The following is a 19,752-nucleotide window of genomic DNA, read 5'->3' as shown; positions in this document are numbered from 1 at the left end:
GGCCTCACACCTCCATGAGCCGTGGCGGCGCCGGCTCGGACAGCAGGCCGCACATGTCGAACACCGACAGCAGGGGCCCGAGGACGCGTCGCGGTCGGATGCCCCCGGGAAAGGCGGCGGGACCCGCGTACCCCGCGTCGGAGGCCGATGCCGGCGGAGCCGCCGACATTCCGGTGGCCGAGACGAAGTGCAGCGTGCAGCGCCGGGACTCCGCGAAGGGCCGCAGCCAGGAGGTGGCCCCGTGATGGGTCAGGAAGGCGTAGACGTCCCGGCTCTCGTGGTAGGTCTTCTCCGTGTCGAGCCGCCCGTCCCGGGGGGCGCCGTCGTCGCGCAGCCAGCGGTCGATCGGTGCCTCGAAGCGCAGGACGTCGCACTTGTTCACGACCAGCGCGACCGGGACGTCCGACAGTCCGCGGCCCGTGCGGGCCAGCCGGTCCAGGACGGTGGTGAACGTCGGGTCGGGCACTCCGGCCAGTTCCTGGCGGATGCCGGCGGCGTCCCGTGAGGCGTTCAGCTGACGAAGGCGGAGCGCCCGCATGGCGTCCACCACGAAGATCAGCGCGTCGACGCCCGAGAGGAACTGCGTCTCGCTCCCGCTCATGACGAGCGACTCGCCGGCGATGTCGAAGAAGGCGACCGGCCGCGTCCTGCCGTTCACGGTCACCAGCAGGGCGTCCGTGAACTCCACGAACGCCGCGGGAGCGGTCCCGGGCAGCATCTCTCCGGCTTCCAGTTTGTTGACCGCCTCCTTGAGGTAGTGGTGGTGCTGCCCACTGTTGACCGAGCGACAACGGATGTCGAAGGTGTCCAGGCCCCCTCGCCCGATCTCCGCCATCATCGCGGCGAACAGATGGGTCTTCCCCGCCCCCGACTGGCCGACGAACGCGACGGTGAGCGGGCGTCCGAAGCTGAGGTACGGCACGGGAAGGAAGTGTTCCGGGGCATTGGGGTTGGGGCACTTGAGGAACGCCCGGCTCATCTGGTCCTGCCGACGGACCGGGTTGGGCTCACTGTCGGGATCCCAGGGAGTGGGTTCCGAGGTCTCGGGGTCGTGGACGTACAGTCTGCGCACGTCGAGATACAAGTCCTCCAGACAGCTGGGGCAGGGCACGGTGTCGACCTGGTTCGCCGGTGCGTCGTTCAGAGGTACGTCGTTCATCGCTCAGCTCTCTCCCACCCGGCGCCCTGCGCCGCCACGGGCCCTGCGCCTGGGCCAGCCCATGCCCGCCACCCGGCCACCGGTTCCGGCGCGCGGCGGCTCCGCATCCCCGACCGGTGATTCCGTCGGAGAGTCCTGCGGCCGGGGAGGGGCGGGCCACCCGCCCGGCCCCTTCTTCGCGAGCAGGTCGTCGAACCTCCGGCGTCCTTCCGCCAACGGGTCCTCGATCTCACCGAGTTCCAGCCAGGGATCCTGGCCCGACATCCGCCTGATGACGGTGAGGGCGTCCGGCCGCTCGCCGGCGCTCGGTGCGAACACACGGTCAAGGAGGTCCGTGAGGGCCTGACCGGAGGTGGACGGGGGTCGGCCGCCGGTGGCGGCCCGGCCGGTCGTGACGAAGTACACCAACTGGCCGGCGCTCCAGACGTCGTCCCGCGGGTCGACCGTGCCCACTCCGTCGCGCTGCTCCGGCGATGCCCAGGGGTCGGCCCCCAGCCTTCGGCGCGGGTATCCGACGTGTTCTGCCGACCCGAAGTCGGTCAGCTGGATCCGCGCCCCGTCCCAGCGGACGGTGGCAGGACCGACGCTGCGGTGGACGATCTCCGCGCGTTCCAGCAGCCGCAGCGTGCGAAACAGGCTGTACTCGAACTTGCGCTGCTCCCGGAGCATCATCATCCGGCCGGCCAGCTCCGACAGGGGTTGCCCCGCGCGCAGTGGTTCCAGCAGCACGAAGGGCTCCGACACATCGACGGCGTAGCCGGCCAGCCGGGTGAGTTCCGGCGGATACGCAGCCGTCCGGAACGTCCGGATGAGTGCGAGGCCCGTACGGATCTCGGCCTCCACGACCTCGAGTTGGTCGGTCCTTGCCGCGTACTCCCCGATCAGCCGCCGCTGCAGCAGGGAGCGACCGTCCTCCAGCCGGAGTGTGCGTGTCCGGAAGCCGGACCCGGGGGCGTACGGCTCGTCCCTGCCCGTCTCCAGCAGCCGCACGCGCTCCGGCATGCCGGAGGCGTCGACGAAGGTCAAAGTGTCGTTCATGTGCCGCTGCCTTCCCCTGCCTGCCGGCACTACGGTGCTTCGCCGTTCGCGCCGCGGTGCTCGTCGTACCGCTGCTGCGGAACACGCGTCGCATCCGTCGTCCTCGCCGGCCGTTCCTCGTCCTCGGGCCATACCGTGGTGATGGCTCGTTCGGCCAGCGGCACCAGGGCGAGCAGTCCGGCGAACCGGCCGGATCCGGTCCAGACGATCTCCGGAAGGCTCTGGGCCCAGCGGGACTTCGGACTGCCGGCGGACGTCGTCTCCGGCGCTCCGGCACGCGCACCGGAGGCGGAGGACGGTCCCTGCTCCTCCCCCAGCGTCCGCCAGAAGGCGCCCTGCATGGCATGGGGGACGAACCCGAACGTCCGTGCCGAGGTGGGTGACCGGTCCAGCATCCGCAGCTGGTCCGGCGAACACAATTGCAGCGCCCCCGACTCGTCCCCGGGCCTGACGACCTCCACCACCCGCCGCAGGTCCAGACCGACCAGTGTGGCCGGATCAGGGCGCTCGGCGGGGATCCGGGCGAAGGGCGGAGCCGGAGCGGTGCCGACCTTCACCAGATGCCTCTGATAGGCGTGGATCAGCTCATGGGTCCGTGCCGCCACGGGCAGACCCGTGGCAGCACCCGGGTCCCGGAGGACCACCTGCCAGTACGGAGTGAACACCTCGGCCACCAGATCGGTCAGATCCCCCACGACAGTGTCCTGGAGGGCCTGTCCCGCCTGTCCCACGTGCTCCACCGCGAACACGGCGTCGGCGCGCCCCGTCGACGGCCCGGTCTGCCCCGGCTCCTGGGTGCCGGAAGTCCCGTTCCATGCCGGGCGGATACGGCGGGAGAGCTGCTCTGCGAAGCCGGCCATCGTCTCACTGGAGGTCTGCACCACGGAGGCCAGAGCGCGTGCCTGGTCGGAGACGACGGCGCGGGCATCGGCCAGGAGCCAGTACTTGAGAACGCCTTCCTCCAGTGCGTCCCCGAGCCGGTCGGTGGCATCGATCGCCTCGTCGAGCCGCAGCGTGTCCCCCCAGCGGGACATCGACCCGGTCCACAGCTCACCGGCGGCGCACACCGCGCCGGTCGCCGCCAGCACGTACAGCACCGGCGCAGCCCATCCGGGTACCGGTGTCAGCAGCCCCAGTGACCAGCCGGACGCGGTGCCCAGAGCCCAGACGGCCGTCAGGACGACACCGGGGTGCACCGGCATGCGGGACCCGTCGTCCGGGAAGTCCTCCTCCTTGTCGCCTCGTGGCGCAGCGCCGGTGGTCCAGGCCACGGCGCCGAGCAGCAACAGCAGCACCACGCCGGCCACCGGCAGCCCGGCGGGAGCCAACGCGGCGAGAAGCCCGGCAGCAGCAGCACAGAGGCCGGCCCGACGGGTCACCCCGAGGGCACAGGGGCCAGGGCGCATGAGGGACTCCACCAGCGCGTCGGGGCAGAGTTCGCTCAGCCGCTCCGTCTGGGTGGCGCTGCCGGACGGCACTGTGCGGTCCGCGAAGTCCCGGAGCCACGAGACGATTTCGGGCAGGGGGCGACGCCGGCGCAGCCGGTCCAGTACCTGCTCGCGAAGTGCTGCACCCGTCTCCTCCGGCCGGGTCCCGGGCACATGGGGCAGCCGGACGCCCATGTTGGCCAGATGGTCACGGCTGTCCTGGTCGAGACCCGCCCGCCCGTCCACCCAGCTGAAGACGTCCTCCAGTTCGTCACGGTGGCGGGCCAGCGTCCCACCGGCCGACCGGAGGTCCTCCAGCACCTCGGGGACCAACCGTGGCGCATCCAGGAATCCGCGCCAGCCGATCAGCCGACGGACGTTCTCGTCCGCACGGCGCACCAGTTCGGCCGTCTCCCATCGGGTGGCGCGCAGCGGGCTGTCCTCGGTCAGGCAGTCCTCCGCCGCCCAGTCGTCCGGCTCCGTGAGTCCGGCGAGCACCGCGAGGTTCCCCTTGGGCGGGGCGACCCGCACGTCGGCGGATGGACTGGTGCACTGGTCGAACGCCTGGACCTGCGTGCGCAGCAGGTCCTCTTCGGGTACTTCATGGACCAGGAGGCGCAGAGCAGGACTGGCGACCGCCGAGGGGAGCTGGCCGAGGGCGTGCACGGTCTCGTCGAAGACCTCGGGCACCTGCAGCAGCTCGATGAGGGGTTCCAGACCGCGCACGTCATCGGGAGCGATGCCCGAGCGTGTCAACGAAGGTGAGTGGCTCTGGCCGGGTTGCCAGGCGATTCCCCGTACGTCCCCGACCCAGAGGACGGGGGCGGGGGGCTGCCGCAGGGGGGCGGGCAATGCGAGCACGTACGGGTCTTCTCCGTCGGGCGTCGCGTCGACCCCGGAGGCGACCTGTCCTGCCACCGGGCCCACCGCGATGCAGAGCACCGCCGAGATCCCCGAGTGCGAGCAGAGGCGCTCATAGGCGTCCTGGTGGTCGACGAGTGCCGTCGTCGAGTCGATGACCACCACACGGGACACGTCCGCGGCACCGAACGAACTGCTGCCGATGGCTTCCCGCAGCCGGGCGTCCAGGGCCACCGCGGTGCTGGCCTCGTCGAGGCCGGCACCGTGCCGCAGATCGAGGCGTACCACGATCCTGTCGTCGCGCATGCCCTTCACTGCTCCTTCCCCTCCGGCGTCGAGGCGCCGCTCTGCCCGAAGTTCGGCAGGCTGTCACCGCGGCCATGCCCTCGTTCCCAGCGTTCCCCTTCGTAGGACCGCGCCGGGCCGGGGCCGCGGGGGGCGGGTGTGGCCGGCGGGTGGAAGGAGCGCTCCAGCCGGTCGAGGGTCCAGCCCGACAGCCGGTGTGCCCGGGGGAAGGGCAGGACGAGGGCGCCGGGGAAGGTCTGCGTCCAGAACTTCCGCAGTTCCTCGTAGCCGGCGATCCGCTCGGCCTCTTCTGCCGAGAGGTTGGCGAGCAGGGACTGCTGCTGCGGGGCGACCTGGTCCACCAGGACCCGGTACAGCGGCCCCGGTGCCACGGGGGCTCCCTCCAGGCCGTGCGGGACGGTGGACATCAGCTGTTCGCAGAAGGCGTTGCGGATGCCGCCGCCGTCCTCCGCCAAGGTCCACGACTCGTACACCCGTAGGAGGCTGCCCCAGCTGGACAGTCCGGAGCCCGCCGCTTCGAGGGCGCACACCATCGCCGCGGAACCGCGGTCCTGCAGCCCGATCCGGATGCGCTGGGGACTGGTGACGGTGCCGAACACCTGGACCTGGTCGTTCCACAGGGCGCACAGGAGCCGGTGCAGAATATGGCGGCGGTCCCGTTCCGTGCCCATGGCGAACTCGAAGTCGTAGCCCAGTCGTTGACGCCAGCGCAGATGGTCGCCCGGCTGCTCTGAGATCAGCGATTCGGCCCACAGGGTGAGTGTCGACCGCACCTCGGGCACCTCGGTCAGGCTCATGGAGCTTCGGAAGAGGACCACGGAAATGGATTCGGTGGCCACGGGCCGGAATTCGATCTGCCGCTCGTTCTCCCGGGGCAGCCGCAGCTCCCGCTCCAGAAACCTCCTGACAGCGGGATCTGCGGAGGTCGCGGGGTACACGATCAGCACCTTCAGGCGACCGCTGCCTTCGGGCGCGAAGCCCGAGGGCAGCAACGAGGCCAGTTTGTGCCGGCATTGTTCCAGGACGTCGTCCCCCACCTGCTGGCTGTCCCCCGCGGCCGCGGCGGTGAGCAGGGCGCCGAGCGACGGGAGAAGCGGTCGCTCACCCGAGTCGCCGCTCTCCACGAAGAGCCGCTTCACCCGGTGCTGCAAATGGTCCTTGATCAGTGACACGGCGCGCCGCGGAGCGGGCCTCGCCTCGGCGAACGCGGCCCGCCAGAGCTCGGGACCCACCAGCCGCGCCAGAAGGGCGGTCTCGTCGTCGGTGTCCCGCATGCCCTCGGCCGTCAGCAGGCGGTGCACCACGGCTTCGTAGAACGTGATGAGGTCGCTCTGCGGTGGCAGGAGGTACGAGACTCCGGTACGCGGCCGGTACAGCTTCCTCGTTCGCTGGACGAACGAGTCGTGTTCGTCGTCCGCCTGTTCGCGGAACGCGTCGACCAGGGCGTTCAGATCCCCCCGCAGCGCTTTCATCGCCCGGTCCCAGCGTGGGGCGTGTTCCGCCCAGTGGCGGTGCCAGATGCGCCGTGACTCCCATTGGAACCACAGGTCCTGTGCCTGGAGCGTCGCCGTCACATCCGCGTCGTTCCACCGTGCCTTCACCAGGCCGAGCTTGCGGTCCCTGATTGCATGCGGTTGCAGGGGAAGGGTCAGGCCGGGTGGACGTTCCGGTTCGCGGCGCCGGCTGTCGAGCAGGCCCGAGCAGCCCACGCGTTCCACCGGGTCCTGGGCGGTCGGCTCGCCGTTCACCGCCTTGTACACGTCCAGGAGATCACCGCGCCCGAGCAGCTCCCGGACTCCTCGGACCGGGTCGAACCCGGCCGCCAGTTCGGCGGACCGCTGGCGCAGCTGCCGGTCCAGGTCCCCGAGCGCATCCTCCATGGCCAGCTGACGCATCGTCAGTGCCTCGGTGATCGCCTTGGCCCCGGTGGCCGGCCTGGGTTCGGTGAAGGTCAGGCCGGTGCGGCTCCACAAGGGGTCGATGTTGGACGCGGTGAAGAACTCCCGGACCAGCTCACGGCGGTTCCCGCCACGCGAGCCGGCGGGTCGGTTGCGCAGTGCGGAGGCGAGCAGCCGGGCGGCCAGGATCTCGGCCAGTTCGTCCACCGGCACCGTCATGGCGGCCACCAGACTCGTGGACACACCCCGGTGGCCGATGCCGGTCGGAGCGACGGTGGCCCGTTCGACGTTGGCGTTGATGAAGCTGTCGGCGAACGACTGGTAGAGATGGTCGCTGGCCTGGACACGGCCGTCGTCGTCGCCCAGTTCGGTGCCCAGCAGCGACATCACCAGGGAGACCACCGAACGGTGCAGGTCGTCGCGTTCGATTCCGGACGTGCGGCTGAACAGGAAGGCGGTCTGAGTGGTGGAAGGCCGCATCTTTGCGGTGATCCCGCCGGGGTACTCGATGCGCAGCTGTCCGGAGGAGCCGACGTCGTCGAGATTGTCCTCCACATCGGGGGCGTTCTGGTCGTCGACCAGCCGGAACAGGTCCACGAGGGCGCGGCCGGCATTGAGCTGAGCCGCACGACCGCCACCACGGCCGTCGTCGAAGGCCGACGGCATGAGCACCAGTGGGTAGATTTTCACCCGGTAGCGGGCCTCTTCGAAGGCGTGGCTGATCAGATGCAGATAGTCGTAGAAAATCCCCGAACCCGTTCCCCCAGCCACGGAGAACGCGACGAACACGTCGCAACTGTCCGCCAGGGTGCCGCCGAGAGCCGCCAGGTCGCCGCCGGACTTGCTGATGAGCGCGATGGCATCGCGGAGCGGACCGAGCGCCGGCCCCAGCCCGCTGCGGAAGGTCTCGAAAAGCGCGGTTCTTCCAACGGTGGGCAGTTGACCGGCACCTCGGATGAGTGGGGACACCCGGGGTTCGCCCGTCCGTGGCGGCACCCAGTGGCACACCGGACCGGGAAGATTCGTCCGCAGGCTCCGGGCCACCTCCGGATAGGAGTCGAAGCGCGGCAGCAGGTCGAAGGTCGCTCGGGCCGTTCTGCTGTACGCGGCTTTGAGTGCGCCGTCCGCCCGCATGTGCGGAAGCCTGCCGAGTTCGGCCTCGTTGAGATCCGCGTAGACGAACTGCAGGCAGTCCGGCAGCTGGTAGGGCAGGAGGTGGCTTCCGCGCAGCGTGGTCGCAAGGGCCGTGCCGTCGGGGCCGCACAGTGCCTCCCGCAGGCTGCGTTCCAGCTCCGCACCGATCAGGCAGCCGGTGCCGCCGAGCCCGACAAACAACATCGGCTGGTAGATCTTCATGGAGTCCCTCTCACACTGCCCGGGGCCTCGGCCCCTGTCCGTTGTTCTCCGTGACGGCCCTCCGCGGAGAGCCGGGCGGGCTCAGAACGCGTCGTCATAGGGCGTCCGGGAGGGGCCCGGAGGACTCTTGGGCAGCTGCGTGACCGGCGAGTCCTCTCGACGCCGGACTCGTTGCGCACGGCTGCGATCCGGCCTCCGGGACGGGGGCTGCGCTCCGGGCCCGGTTCGGCCGCCGGCCCGCGAACGGCGCTCGGCCGGCGCCGGTTTCATCGGCCGGTGGTCGGTGAAGCCCAGCGAGAGGTCATCCGCCAGAGGTACGCGCTGCCCGCGGCCGAGCAGCAGACGTCCGCCGTTCGGGACTCGGACCACCAGCCCGTCCCGGGAGCGCCGTACCCGGTATCTGCTGCCGGCGCCCTCCAGCAGCAGGCGGGACGCGCCGGCGGCACTGCGGAGGGTGAATCCGAACTCCCGGCCCGCGCGACCGGGTGCGCGGAGTCGGCTCAACTCGCTGTCCCCCCGGTAGAGGATCAGCTGAATCGCCGAGGCGTCCCGGCTTCGGCGCCAGTCCTGCCAGCGCAGGGCCATCAGTGCCACCAGGGCGATCAGCGCCGCGGCGCACACCCCGATCCATGTCCCGTTGCGCTCCACGAAGTCCGGTCGCGCGACGACCTCCACGGGGACGAACGCCTGACTGATCGTCCGGCCGTCCTCGTCCCGCAGCCGCAGCGACCCCGGCAGGGGGCCCGTCGGCGCATCGGCGCTCACCTTCAGGCTCAGTTCGAGGTCCACGCCGGCACCCGCCGGCACCGTGACGCGCCGGGGGCTGACGACGGACGCCGCCCGGCCCTCTTCCGTATCGGTGAGCTCCAGCAGCAGGTTGTGCGCTTTCGTGTCGGAGTTCCGCACCCGCAACCGACCGCGCGCCGTCTCCCCCGGATGCACCCGATGGTCGTCGAAGAGCAGGGAACCGGTGAGGGGCGGTGCCTTTGCCGCGATGGCCGTCTCGTACGGGCGCTGATCACCGGCGATGCCCTCCCCGGTCATGACTCCGCGGAAGGACATCGCCCCGGACGCGGACTTCGGAACGGTGAGGCGGGCGGAGAACTCACCGTCGTGGGCCCGGGGGTCGGGCCCCTTGCCGTCGTCCGCGAGTTCCAGTTCCACGGGGTCGAAGCCGTCGCCGGTCAGTCTGCATGTCACCGCGATGCCGTCGAGCTGGTCGGGATCGCTCAGTTCCACACCCTGTCTGGTCTGCATGGCGACCCGCACGGTGGTCTTCTGTCCCGGTGCCGGGACGGGGGGATCGAGGATGATGTACGACCGCAGCACGCCCTGCCACACCACATTGGCGCTCACTCGCTGCGCCGGTGCACTGTCGATCCTCTGGACATGCACACGCCATCGACCGGGCAGTGGATCACGGATGCGCAGGGCCTCCACGGGACCGGCCTGACCGACGAGTTCGAACGACGAGCCGTACGCCTTGCCGTGCAGCGGGACTCGGCGGCCCTTGGGGTCGAAGTAGGAGATGGCGACCGCGCCCGCCGTCTCCTTCACCACGGTGATGGAGCCGTCGGTGGCGACCGGAGGAATGGTGACGCTCAGATCGGCGCTCCGGGTCACCGTGGCCTCGGAGGTCTGCTCTCCGGTGCGGGCGCACCGGGCTCCGGCGAACGCCCGGAGCAGTGTGTGCGTCACCGCCGTCGAGTCGGGCGCGACCTGTGCGGTGGGCCGTGCGGACGGCAACGCACTGCATGTGCCCTCGTATCCGTCGGCCGCGAGCCGGTTCAACTGCTCCCGGTCGATGTCCGAGCCGAAGCCGAGTGGCCAGATCTGCACCTTGTCCGCTCTGGCACGCTCGACGGCCTTGTCCAGCGCCTTGACCGCATTGGCGTTGCGTGCCGCCGGATCGGCGCCGTACCCCGGGCTGTCCGACACGTCCAGGCGACCGTCCGTGAGGAGAAAGATCAGCCGAGGGGTGGTCGTGGGGGTGTCGTCGAGCATGTTCAGCGCCTGGGCGAGGGCGGCCGGATAGTCCGTGCCGTCGCCCTCGGCCGGGGTCCGGCGTTTGAGCCGCTGGACACACGTGCTCAGGTTCTCGCGGCCGGCGTCGTCGACCCGGGTCAGCGGACAGACCGTGTCGACCGGCTGCTGGCCGGGTCCTGTGACGCTGCCGAACCCGACCACACCGGCACGCGACCGCGTCGAGAACTCGCCGAGGGCGAGCACGGACGCTGCCGCGCGCTCTGCGGCAATGTCCTTGTCGGTCAGGCTGCCGGACTCGTCCACCAGCACGACGAAGTCGACGGGGGCCGGATCCATGCCGGTGGCCCGCGCCGCGTGGGACGTCTCCCGTAAGGCAGAGGGGCCGACCGGCTGGGACAACAGCCCGACTCCGCCGGCCAGCAAGGCGATCAGAACCAGCAGCCGCGTCGGTCCCCATGCCTGCAGACCTCTGCCGTTCCGGCGTAACGGGCATCCCGCCACGTCCGTGTCCATCGGACATCCCCCCACTCGCCCAGCCCGATGCGCCGGGACGCAGCCGTGCGTGCGCCCCGCTGCGGGCGGACTCGCCGCGTCCGCAGCGTGCTCTGGACGGCATTTGTAGCATTGGGCCGTGACACCCCGTAAGGAATTGGGGAAATAGCGATCGATGGTGTTACAGGGCAGCCGTATGTGCCTGTTGAGACACCGCCGCCGTCGCGCCGGAACCGGCGGAACCGGGCTGGAACGGCTGTGCTGCCTCGGCGATGTACGCCTTCACCACCGGTGCTCCCGACCGGAGGTCACCCGTCCGGGTGGCTCCCCGACGCCCCCGCCCGAGCGGGTCCGTGCGCACCTCCCGGGCCATGGGTGACCGGCGCCGGGATCCGGATCCGGGGTGGCCGGGCCCATACGTCGGCGGCTGCCGTCCCGCAATACTCCGGGCGCGGCGGGGACACGTCGAAAGACGCCGGTTCGGTCACTCGGACACGGCCACGACTTGCTTGCCCATCACACCGCCTCGTTCGAACGCCTGGTGCGCCGAGGCGATGTCCGCCAGCGGATACACGCTGTCGATCACGGGCCGCAGTTCGCCGGAGGTCACGTAGTCGGCCAGGGCACGCAGCACGACGGTGTCGGGGTTGGCGCTCAACGTGCGGATGCGGCGGCCGCCGTACACACTCGACGCGGCGATCGCGGCCAGGGAGGACGCCGACAGTGCGATGGTGGCCATCCTGCCTTCGCGGGTCAGTCGACGCCGGTAGCCGTTCAGTTCCGAGCCGACGGTGTCCAGGACGACATCGAACGGCCCGACCCGGTCCGGCGTGGTGGTGCCGTAGTCGAAGACCTCGTCGGCTCCCAGGTCACGCAGTGCTGCGGCATGGCGACCGCGGGACAGCGCGGTGACGTGCCCACCCATCGCGTGGGCGAGTTGCACGGCAGCCGTGCCGACGCCACCGGCGGCGCCGCGCACCAGGACGCGTTCACCCTTTGTGAGATGCAGCGTGTCCCGCAGCGCCATCAGCGCTGTCGTGCCTGCGACGACCAGGGAAGCTGCCTCCACCGGCGAGATGTCCGCCGGTGCGGGCGCGATACGGTCTGCGGGAACCACGACGTGTTCCGCAGCTCCACCGACGGTGTGCCGCTTGAGCGGCTGCACGGTGCCCCACACACGGTCCCCGACCTGGTAGTGAGGGACGTCGGCGCCGGTCGCGGCGACGACACCGGCGAAATCCAGTCCCACACCGATCGGGACCCGGCGGCCGGTGACGATCCGCAGTCCTCCTGCGCGAACGATCGTGTCGAGTCCGTTCACGCTTGACGCCTCGACCGATATCAGGACCTCACCCGCACCGGGGTCGGGGCGGTCGACGTCGTTGATGTGCAGGACATCCGGTGCGCCGAAACCGGTGATCTGAGCGGCCTTCATGTCATGTTCCTTTCGGTGGTTTGCCAGTCAGGGCAGTGGAGGTTGCGGGAGTGCCTCAGGCAACTGCTTTGATCAGCGCCTGCAGCCGTGGAGCGCACCCGTAAGGAAGCTCCGCGATGGCTGCCGCACCGTCCGAGGCCCCCGCCGGACGACCCGTGGAGGCCGGAGGCGGGACCGCCCGGCACAGCACGGGGCTGCTTTTCGGGGGCGCCGGATTGCCGACCGGGTCGGAGTCGCCCGCGAGGGTGTGGTGGACGCGGCGCCGCGTACGCCTGCCCGATGGACCTGGGCGCGGTGGACCAGGTCGGGGAAGGGGGACGCCCTGCCCTCGTTGCGGCGGAGTTCGTGGCCGGCGTGGGCCCGGGCGGCCCGCGCTCGCGGGTTGACGGTGGTCGTTTGCGCGTGGATGCGGACCCGACCCGGGCCCGGTTGGGGGGTGGCGACCCGGGCCGGGTGAGGCCCTCGGCCCGCCGTACTCGGAGAGGTCGATTGCAGTGGACATCAGGCACTTCCTGGAGGGGGAACCGCACACACCATGAATCATCCAGAGTGTGTGATTTCTTTGTATCACACACAGCGTATGATTCGCGGTTGTGGTTTCAATCACACGACCCGTATGATTGATGGGTAGGGTGGGTCCATGCAGCAGCCCCTCCATCGCCGTCGGCCGAGTCCTGGCAACCCGCGCGTCCAGCGCACCCGCAGCCGCGTCCTGACCGTCGCGCGCGAACTGCTGCCCCAGGTCGGACCGACCGGGCTGACGTACGCACTGCTGGCCGAGCACGCCGACGTCACCCGTCAGACCCTCTACCGCCACTGGCCCAACCGGGCCGCGCTGCTCTTCGACCTGATCCTGGAAGGACCCGACCTCGGCAACTACCCCGAGCCGGGCAGCGATGTACGCACCGTTGCCACCGATTGGCTGAAGAGCCTGCGCGCCGGCATCGGCGAACCGGCCATCCGCACCGCAGTACTGGCCGTCACCGCCCAGGCCGACCACGACCCCGAAAGCGCCCAGGCTCTGCTGCGCATCGGCCAGGACCGGCGCGCGGCCCTGAACAAACTGCTGGAACCCTCGGGCGTCCAGATCGACGAAGCCGAGTACACCCTGCTCTACGGTCCGGTCCTCGCCCGGCTCTTCCTCGACCGCAGCCAGGTGTCCGACGAGTTCATCGACGCCGCCGTCACGCAGTGGCTCACCACACTCGACAACCCGCGGCGGCCGGGAACTCGACGAGCACGAAAGGCACCGGGACCAACGGCGTGAGCGGAATCGGCGGCGGAGGCGGAGACGGCTCCGCGAACCGGGCAGGAGTCCGCCGTCCGGCCCGGTGCCGGCAGCGGTGGTCCGCCGCAGGGACCGCGCGGTGCAGGGCGTGCGCAGCCGGTTCAGCCGGGAGTCCTGCATACGTGGGTCGAGGTGGAGCTGCAGGTGCAGGCAGACGTCGTTGACGTCCCGCAGGTCCGGCCGGAAGTCCTCCCGGTAGGCTCGGTCGCTCCGGTACGGCCGGTACGGCCGGTGGTTGGTACGGCCGGTGGTTGGTACGGCCGGTGGTTGGTACGGCCGGTGGTTGGTACGGCCGGTGGTTGGTACGGCCGGCGTGGACCGCGCTCCAGAAGTCGCCGTCGTGGTCGAGCAGTTCGAGCCCGGTCTCGTGCATGCCGACCGCCTCGGTGAGCGCCTTCCCGCCGTGGACTCGGCGGTGGAGCGGCAGGCGCTCCCGAAGGCGACCAGTCGCCGCACCGGGTCCTTGACGAACGCGGCGACGACCGTGACGTCGAACGCCGACGGGATGCGCAGGAAGGCCACCTGGAGACCGGCGGTCCGGGCCTCGGCCACGGCAGCACGACGGGGCCGCCCGGTTCGGGGGCGAGGGCACTCGCCGGTGCACCGCTCAGCCACCACAGAGAGACGGCGTCACGCTCCAGCACCTCTGCCAGAGCAGCGCGTTGTGCCTGCTCGGGACTTGAGCCGGCGGCAGTGCCCGCAAGGATCGGGTAGTTGGTGGGCGGCTCGTCGCGGTGCGCACCGCGGAAGTAGTTGACGTAGGCCAACGACGCGGGAACGAGGACGTCCTCCCCGTCGACGAGATCCGTGCCCGGCACCCAGGCGATCTCCAGGTTGCCGCACCGCGCATGACGAGAAAAGCTCACCCGCCTCACCGCAGGCGGGATCCATGGCGTCGCGGCCGGATCGCCGCCGCATACGGATGGTCCTGGATCACCTCATTCCGAGAGGATCGCCGGGGATCACGGTGATGTGCGGTACCCCGGTACGGGGATGCGGTACGACTTCCGCATCGACGCGGTAGACCTCGGCGAGGAGCTCTGACGTGAGGACCTCCCCGGGGGACCCGGTGGCCACCACACGACCGCCGTCCATCACGCAGATGCGGTCGCAGAACGCCGCGGCCAGGTTGAGGTCGTGCAGGGCGACGACCGCCGTCACGCCGAGCCGGCGGACGAGGCGCAGCGTGTCGAGCTGGTGCCGCAGGTCCAGGTGGTTGGTCGGCTCGTCCAGCACCATCGTCCCGGCGCGCTGGGCCAGCGCACGGGCAATGAGCACCCGCTGCTTCTCGCCGCCCGAAAGCCGGCTGAAAGGGGCGTGCGCCAGCCCGGCGGCGTCGAGTTCGCCCAGCGCGCCCATGACGATGGCGCGGTCGTCGGCGTCGTCGCCCTCGAAGGCACGTTTGTGCGGAGTGCGGCCCATGGCCACGACGTCGTACACCGAGAGCTCGAAGTCCCCGGCCGACTCCTGCAGGACTGCCGCCAGCCGGCGTGCGAGGTTCTTCCCGGACATCCGCCGGACGTCCTCGCCGTCCAGCACCACCCGCCCCGAAGTGGGGCGCAGCGCCCGGTACACCGTGCGCAACAGGGTCGACTTGCCTGCGCCGTTGGGGCCGACGAGCCCCACCATCTCGGTGGGAGCCACCTGAAGTGTCACCCGGTCCACCAGCGTCCGCCCGTCCACGACGACCGAAACGCTCTCTGCGGCCAGCATGCCCGGCGCCGTGGTGGCCGTGGTCGTCCGCGTCATGCGGACCTCCGTCGCATCAGCCACAGGAAGAAGGGCCCGCCGACCAAGGCGGTGAGGATGCCCACGGGTATCTCCTCCGGGCTCACGACGGTGCGCGCCGCCAGATCCGCGGCGATGAGGAACGCGGCACCGAGCAGTGCTGCGGCGGGCAGCGCACGGCGGTGGTCGGCCCCGACGACCAGCCGCACCACGTGCGGCATGATCAGGCCGACGAAACCGATCTGGCCGCTGACGGCGACGATCGTGCCGATCATGACGGCGACCAGGGTGAACAGTGCGGCACGGAAGCGGTGCACGTCCAGGCCGAGGGCCACGGCGGCCTCCTCCCCCGCGAGCAGGAGGTTGAGCGGGCGGCAGACCCCGAGCAGGACGGCCGTACCGAGGAGGACGGCACCGGCGGGAATCCACACCACCGTCCAGGTAGTGCCGGCCAGTCCGCCGAGCATCCAGCGCAGCGCCGACTGCGTCTTGTGCGGGTCGTTGGACGTGACGACCAGGAGGCTGGCGAGCGCGGACAGCACCTCGGCCGTCGCCACGCCTGCCAGGACAAGCCGCACGGTCGTCATCCGCCCGCCGGACCGGGCCAGGAAGTAAACGGCGACCAGAGCTGCGAGAGCGCCGAGGAACGCGGCCACCGGCAGGGAGAACACACCGAACAGGGTGACGTTGAAGACGAGGACCAGCACCGCACCGACCGATGCGCCCGACGAAACGCCGAGCAGCATCGGGTCCGCGAGGGGGTTGCGCACAAGTGCTTGCAGCGCCATTCCCGACACCGCCAGGCCCGCGCCCACCACGCCCGACAGCAGCACCCGGGGCAACCGGACGTCGATGACGATCGTCTCGCGGACCGGTGTCCAGGTCGGTTCGGCGAGCGAAGGGTGCAGCCGGTGCAGCAGGATGCCCCAGACCTGGTCGGCCGGGACACTGATGGACCCGGCCGCGATCCCGAAGGTGGCCGCGACGGCCAGCAGCGCGGCGAGCAGTACGAGGACGAGCGGGTAGGGGATCCCCGGGCGGCGAACGGCGGCGGCACCCGCCGCCGTTCGCCCGCTCGTCGGGCCACGCGCCCCGGTCGTCCCTTGCGTATCCGTCGCCTCCGCCACACCCGTGGCGTCGGTCACTTGAACCGGTCCGGGTGAACCTGGCGGGCCAAGGACTCCACACCGGACGGCACCCGGACGCCCAGCACCGTGGACGAGAGCGGCAGCACCGCGAACCGCCTGTTCTTGACGGCGGGTACGTCCTTCAGCGCCGGGTTCGCGAGGAGGAACTTCTTCTTGTCCTCGACGGGTTGGTCGCCGTAGTCGTAGATGACGATCACCTCGGGCGCGCGCTCGGCCACCTGCTCGAACGACACGTCACCGAACGCCTTGTCCAGGTCGGCGAAGAGGTTCACCCCACCGGCCTGCTTGATCATCTCGTTGCCGATGCCCGCACCGCCCGCGGTGAAGGCGGTCTTGTCACCGCTGTCGTACACGAAGGTCTTCACCGGGGTGACTCCGGCGAGCTTGTCCTCGACCGTGTCCAGCGTGACGTGGAGCTCCTTGAGCTGCCGCTCCGCCCGGTCCGGCACGCCGAAGATCTTCGCCACGTTCCGGATCTCCTGGTCCATCGTGGCCATCGTCACCGGCCCGGACGGGCACTCCTCGATGTTCAGATAGGAGTTGACCCCCGCCTTGGAGAGGGCGTCGCGGCTGCGTCCTTCCTTCTCGTCGAATGTGCTGGCGAAACCGCCGTAGGCCACGTCCGGTTCGGCGGCGAGCAGCGTCTCGAACGAGGGGTACTCCTTCGCCAGGACCTTGATCCCGTCGTAGGCGTCCCGGTACTTCGGGAGGATCTTGTCATCGAGATAGGCGGTGCCCACCATCGAGTCCTGCAGCCCCAGTGCCAGCATGACCTCGGTCGCGTGCTGGTTCAGCGACACCGCGCGCTGCGGGGGACGCTGATAGGTCGTCTTCACACCGCAGTTGGACACGGTGACCGGGAAACCCTTGGCAGCGGAGTCCGCCGACGGGGCGTCGTCCCGGGTCACGGTGCCGCCGCAGCCGGATATCAGTACGGCAGCGGCCATGGCCGACAGCAGGGATGTCGGGCGCTTGCCCATCAAGGATCCTCTCACCGCAGGGTGGTCCTGAACGGTCCGGACGGTGGTCCGGTGGCTGGTCGGAATCGGGACTCGTCGGAGGACGCCCGGTCCGGCGTGGGAATGTGCGGGGCGTGTTCGGGTCAGCCGGCGTCGGGGAGTGCCCTGGACCGGACGCGCCGTGGCGGGGTGAAGGCGTAGAGCTCGAGGATGTCCGGCAGCGCGGCGAGGCCCGGTCCGCCGGCCCGTACCCAGGCGGCGATGTCCTCGGTCGCCGCCGCGTCGTTGACGAGACCGAACCAGGCCGGCCTGCCGCCCGCGGCGCGGCCCTCGGACGAGGGCTGCACGACGATCACGTTCGCCTGGTCGCACACGTCGAGACAGTCGGAGACACGAACCGGCGCGTCCATGGCGAGACGCGCGGTCTGCTCCCGATGATCGACGCCGGTCACCTTGGGGCTGCCGCAGCAGCAGTCCCTGCACACCACGATCCGGCACGGAACGGAACCGGCAGGTGACGGTCTCCTGGGCATTCCGACAAACGCTCCTCTCCGGGGAAATCCGCCCCAGTCACTTCGAGGAGGCGACCGCGTGAGTCTCCTGGCTCTCGGGTCAGTGCTCGTCCCGGCCTTCCCACCCGCATGGGGGCAGTGGTCTGTTCGGGATCCGCTCGCCGATCACAGTGGCGGGACCGCGCCGGATTCACACCGGCTTCCTCGTTCCGCCGTCGCCTATTCGCGGGACATCATGACAGAAAGACTCTCCACGTCATAAGTCCGCGGTCGGACCGCCCGGGGGGAACGGCGGCACGCGGCCCCCGGGAGCGAGCGACGTGCGCCTCCGTGGGGCTCACGCGCGCCCTGTACAAACAGGCCGGTCCGTGGTCACATCGAGCGGCCCGCCCCCTGCTCAGCCTGTCGGCCCGGCCCTGGTCGGTGGACCAACCCCGGCAGCTCCCTCGCCTGGCTGCCGGGCGCGCCCTTCACCGAACCATGGCAGCGCGGCATCGCCTTCGACTTCGCGACGTCACTGGGCCGGGGACACCGGGGCGGGCCATCACCGGCTTCATCCGCGTCACCTTCGCCGGGCCGGCTGTCCTGACGACCTTCCGCCGCACGGTCCGCAAGGCCCGCCTACAAGGAAGCGACCGAGCGCGGGTGGGTGCGCACACGGCCGGGACAACGGAGCGGCCGGGCGCGGGTGATGCGCCGTCGGCGCATCCCTGGCGCGGCGCCCCCTCCTGAGCCGTCGGCAGCGAGAGCCCGGTCCGGTCACCGGCACCTGAGCATGCATCAGTCCAGTCCGCGTCCGATCGGGGGAATGCGGACCCGCACCCGCGCTCCTCCAGCGCAGTAAGGGGAGCAATCCGACCATGACTGTTACCGCGAACATCGACACCACCCGCCGGGTGGCGACACTCATCAACGTCTTCACTGTCGCACCCGACCGCCAGGCCGAGCTCATCGCGCTGCTGGCGCGCGCCACCGAGGAAACGATGAAGCACCAACCCGGCTTCGTCTGTGCCAACTTTCATGCCTCCCAGGACGGCGAGCGCGTCATCAACTACGCCCAATGGGAGTCCGAGGCGCACTACCATGCGATGCTCACCGACCCGGAGGCCCGCGCCCACATGGACCAGGCAGCGACGATCGCGACGGACGCACAGCCGCGGCTGTACCGGGTCGAGTCAGTGCACGCCAAGTGAGGTGCGAGCACGGCATTCAGATCCCGTCCGGGAAGAGCAACCCAGCCGGTCGACGCTCACGCATGACCCTCAACGACCGTGCCACCGCCGAGCGTGGGGCCCGGAACATCACCGCATGACTGCGTGAGCACCGCCGATGGTGCCGCACCGCAGGAACTCGCCGCTGCCACCGGTGCCGGCGTCCCGTGAGTGACGGACCGGATCGTGCCCGCTGAGGCTCGCCTCGGCCCGACGCCGGGCCGATGGGCCGGGAGCCGACGGGGGCCGACGGGGCGGGGCATCGAGCGCGGTCAAGGCATCGACCGGAACTTGGCACGGCACGCCGCGAGCGAAGCAGGCGCAGGAAGGTCCGTGACACACGGGTGCTCCCCTCCCATGGAGTCGGCCACCAGCTGTCCCGAGTTCCCGGAAAGCCGTGACGGGCCGGGGCATTGAGGGCGGTGGAGGGAGCACGCAAGCACACCCGCCATGCCTCGTGCCCCGGTGGGCCGTGCCTGTGCGCATCGCCCCTCCGCGCACGGGGTATCCCGCAAGCAGTCCCTGCGGTCGCCGGCAAGCCGGTGCTCCGCACCCCTGGAGGTGGAAAGCATGACCGACATCAGCGGGCTGGAGCCTGTGGCGACGTTCTGCGGAAAGTGCGACTGCGGCTGTCCGCAGCTGTTCGTGGACCCCCGCGCCCCCATCGAGCGCCGGATCGTCCTGACCGACGATTTCGGACAGCGTGTGCAGATGAGCGCCGACCAGTTCTCCTCGCTGGTCGACGATGCGAAGAACGGCAAACTCGACGGCATCGCCCTGGCCTGACAACGGCGGGACTTACGAGACCGGAGGCCAGGACGTATGGGCCCGCCCTGGCCTCCACGCATGCCCCGGGGCAGGCTCGGTTCGACTCGAGCTCCGTTCGAGGCTCACGGCAGTGGCCCCGAGCAGCCGGCCGACGGTGACGGCGCCTGCTCGAGTACGGCC

Annotated in this window: 14 protein-coding genes and 1 riboswitch; of the genes, 3 read left to right on the top strand and 11 right to left on the bottom strand. The window is 70.6% G+C overall.

Annotated features, from left to right (window positions below; translation table 11 throughout):
* Positions 1–4: 4 nt before the first annotated feature.
* The 6 genes from AC068D_RS27135 to AC068D_RS27110 form a co-directional block, all read right to left on the bottom strand.
* The gene (locus AC068D_RS27135) at positions 5–1,159 is read right to left on the bottom strand and encodes a TRAFAC clade GTPase domain-containing protein (protein WP_478825691.1); all 1,155 of its coding nucleotides are present in this window, start codon (positions 1,157–1,159) and stop codon (positions 5–7) included.
* Positions 1,160–1,162: 3 nt separating this feature from the next.
* Positions 1,163–2,197 carry a protein kinase domain-containing protein gene (locus tag AC068D_RS27130; RefSeq protein ID WP_478825690.1) on the bottom strand — a complete coding sequence of 345 codons (1,035 nt, stop codon included), beginning with the start codon at positions 2,195–2,197 and terminating at the stop codon, positions 1,163–1,165.
* A 29-nt stretch (positions 2,198–2,226) separates the two neighbouring features.
* Complete coding sequence (locus tag AC068D_RS27125) at positions 2,227–4,791, bottom strand: hypothetical protein (protein WP_478825689.1); 2,565 nt, start codon at positions 4,789–4,791, stop codon at positions 2,227–2,229.
* Positions 4,792–4,796: 5 nt separating this feature from the next.
* Positions 4,797–8,045, bottom strand: coding sequence for a tubulin-like doman-containing protein (locus AC068D_RS27120; protein ID WP_478825688.1), 3,249 nt, complete (start codon positions 8,043–8,045; stop codon positions 4,797–4,799).
* An 81-nt stretch (positions 8,046–8,126) separates the two neighbouring features.
* Complete coding sequence (locus AC068D_RS27115; protein ID WP_478825687.1) at positions 8,127–10,544, bottom strand: VWA domain-containing protein; 2,418 nt, start codon at positions 10,542–10,544, stop codon at positions 8,127–8,129.
* A 463-nt stretch (positions 10,545–11,007) separates the two neighbouring features.
* On the bottom strand, positions 11,008–11,958 hold the full coding sequence (locus AC068D_RS27110; protein WP_478825686.1) for an NAD(P)-dependent alcohol dehydrogenase: 951 nt from the start codon (positions 11,956–11,958) through the stop codon (positions 11,008–11,010).
* 640 nt (positions 11,959–12,598) lie between these two features.
* Here AC068D_RS27110 and AC068D_RS27105 point away from each other — a divergent pair.
* Positions 12,599–13,225: a TetR/AcrR family transcriptional regulator gene (locus tag AC068D_RS27105; protein WP_478825685.1), complete on the top strand. Its 627-nt coding sequence runs from the start codon at positions 12,599–12,601 to the stop codon at positions 13,223–13,225.
* A gap of 122 nt (positions 13,226–13,347) precedes the next feature.
* Here AC068D_RS27105 and AC068D_RS27100 read toward each other — a convergent pair whose 3' ends face one another.
* From AC068D_RS27100 to AC068D_RS27080, 5 genes are all read right to left on the bottom strand, one after another.
* Positions 13,348–14,112 (bottom strand): YcaO-like family protein, encoded by a 765-nt coding sequence (locus tag AC068D_RS27100; protein WP_478825684.1) that lies wholly within the window; start codon positions 14,110–14,112, stop codon positions 13,348–13,350.
* Positions 14,113–14,179: 67 nt separating this feature from the next.
* The gene (locus AC068D_RS27095) at positions 14,180–14,995 is read right to left on the bottom strand and encodes an ABC transporter ATP-binding protein (protein WP_478825683.1); all 816 of its coding nucleotides are present in this window, start codon (positions 14,993–14,995) and stop codon (positions 14,180–14,182) included.
* Positions 14,992–16,119 (bottom strand): FecCD family ABC transporter permease, encoded by a 1,128-nt coding sequence (locus tag AC068D_RS27090; RefSeq protein ID WP_478825682.1) that lies wholly within the window; start codon positions 16,117–16,119, stop codon positions 14,992–14,994. Before AC068D_RS27090 ends, AC068D_RS27095 begins: the two co-directional genes overlap by 4 nt.
* Positions 16,116–17,105 carry an ABC transporter substrate-binding protein gene (locus tag AC068D_RS27085; protein WP_478825783.1) on the bottom strand — a complete coding sequence of 330 codons (990 nt, stop codon included), beginning with the start codon at positions 17,103–17,105 and terminating at the stop codon, positions 16,116–16,118. Before AC068D_RS27085 ends, AC068D_RS27090 begins: the two co-directional genes overlap by 4 nt.
* Positions 17,106–17,224: 119 nt before the next feature.
* The gene (locus AC068D_RS27080) at positions 17,225–17,614 is read right to left on the bottom strand and encodes a (2Fe-2S) ferredoxin domain-containing protein (RefSeq protein WP_478825681.1); all 390 of its coding nucleotides are present in this window, start codon (positions 17,612–17,614) and stop codon (positions 17,225–17,227) included.
* 40 nt (positions 17,615–17,654) lie between these two features.
* A riboswitch (cobalamin riboswitch) is annotated at positions 17,655–17,844 on the bottom strand.
* A 609-nt stretch (positions 17,845–18,453) separates the two neighbouring features.
* Between AC068D_RS27080 and AC068D_RS27075 the strand changes: the two genes are divergently transcribed.
* Together AC068D_RS27075 and AC068D_RS27070 are read left to right on the top strand one after the other, a co-directional pair.
* The gene (locus AC068D_RS27075) at positions 18,454–18,786 is read left to right on the top strand and encodes an antibiotic biosynthesis monooxygenase family protein (RefSeq protein ID WP_478825680.1); all 333 of its coding nucleotides are present in this window, start codon (positions 18,454–18,456) and stop codon (positions 18,784–18,786) included.
* A 588-nt stretch (positions 18,787–19,374) separates the two neighbouring features.
* Positions 19,375–19,590, top strand: a complete 216-nt coding sequence (locus AC068D_RS27070) for a hypothetical protein (RefSeq protein WP_478825679.1) — start codon at positions 19,375–19,377, stop codon at positions 19,588–19,590.
* Positions 19,591–19,752 lie beyond the last annotated feature (162 nt).

It is taken from the genome of Streptomyces sp. NPDC043861, from assembly GCF_056435905.1.
This window is presented reverse-complemented; position numbering and strand designations above follow the sequence as displayed.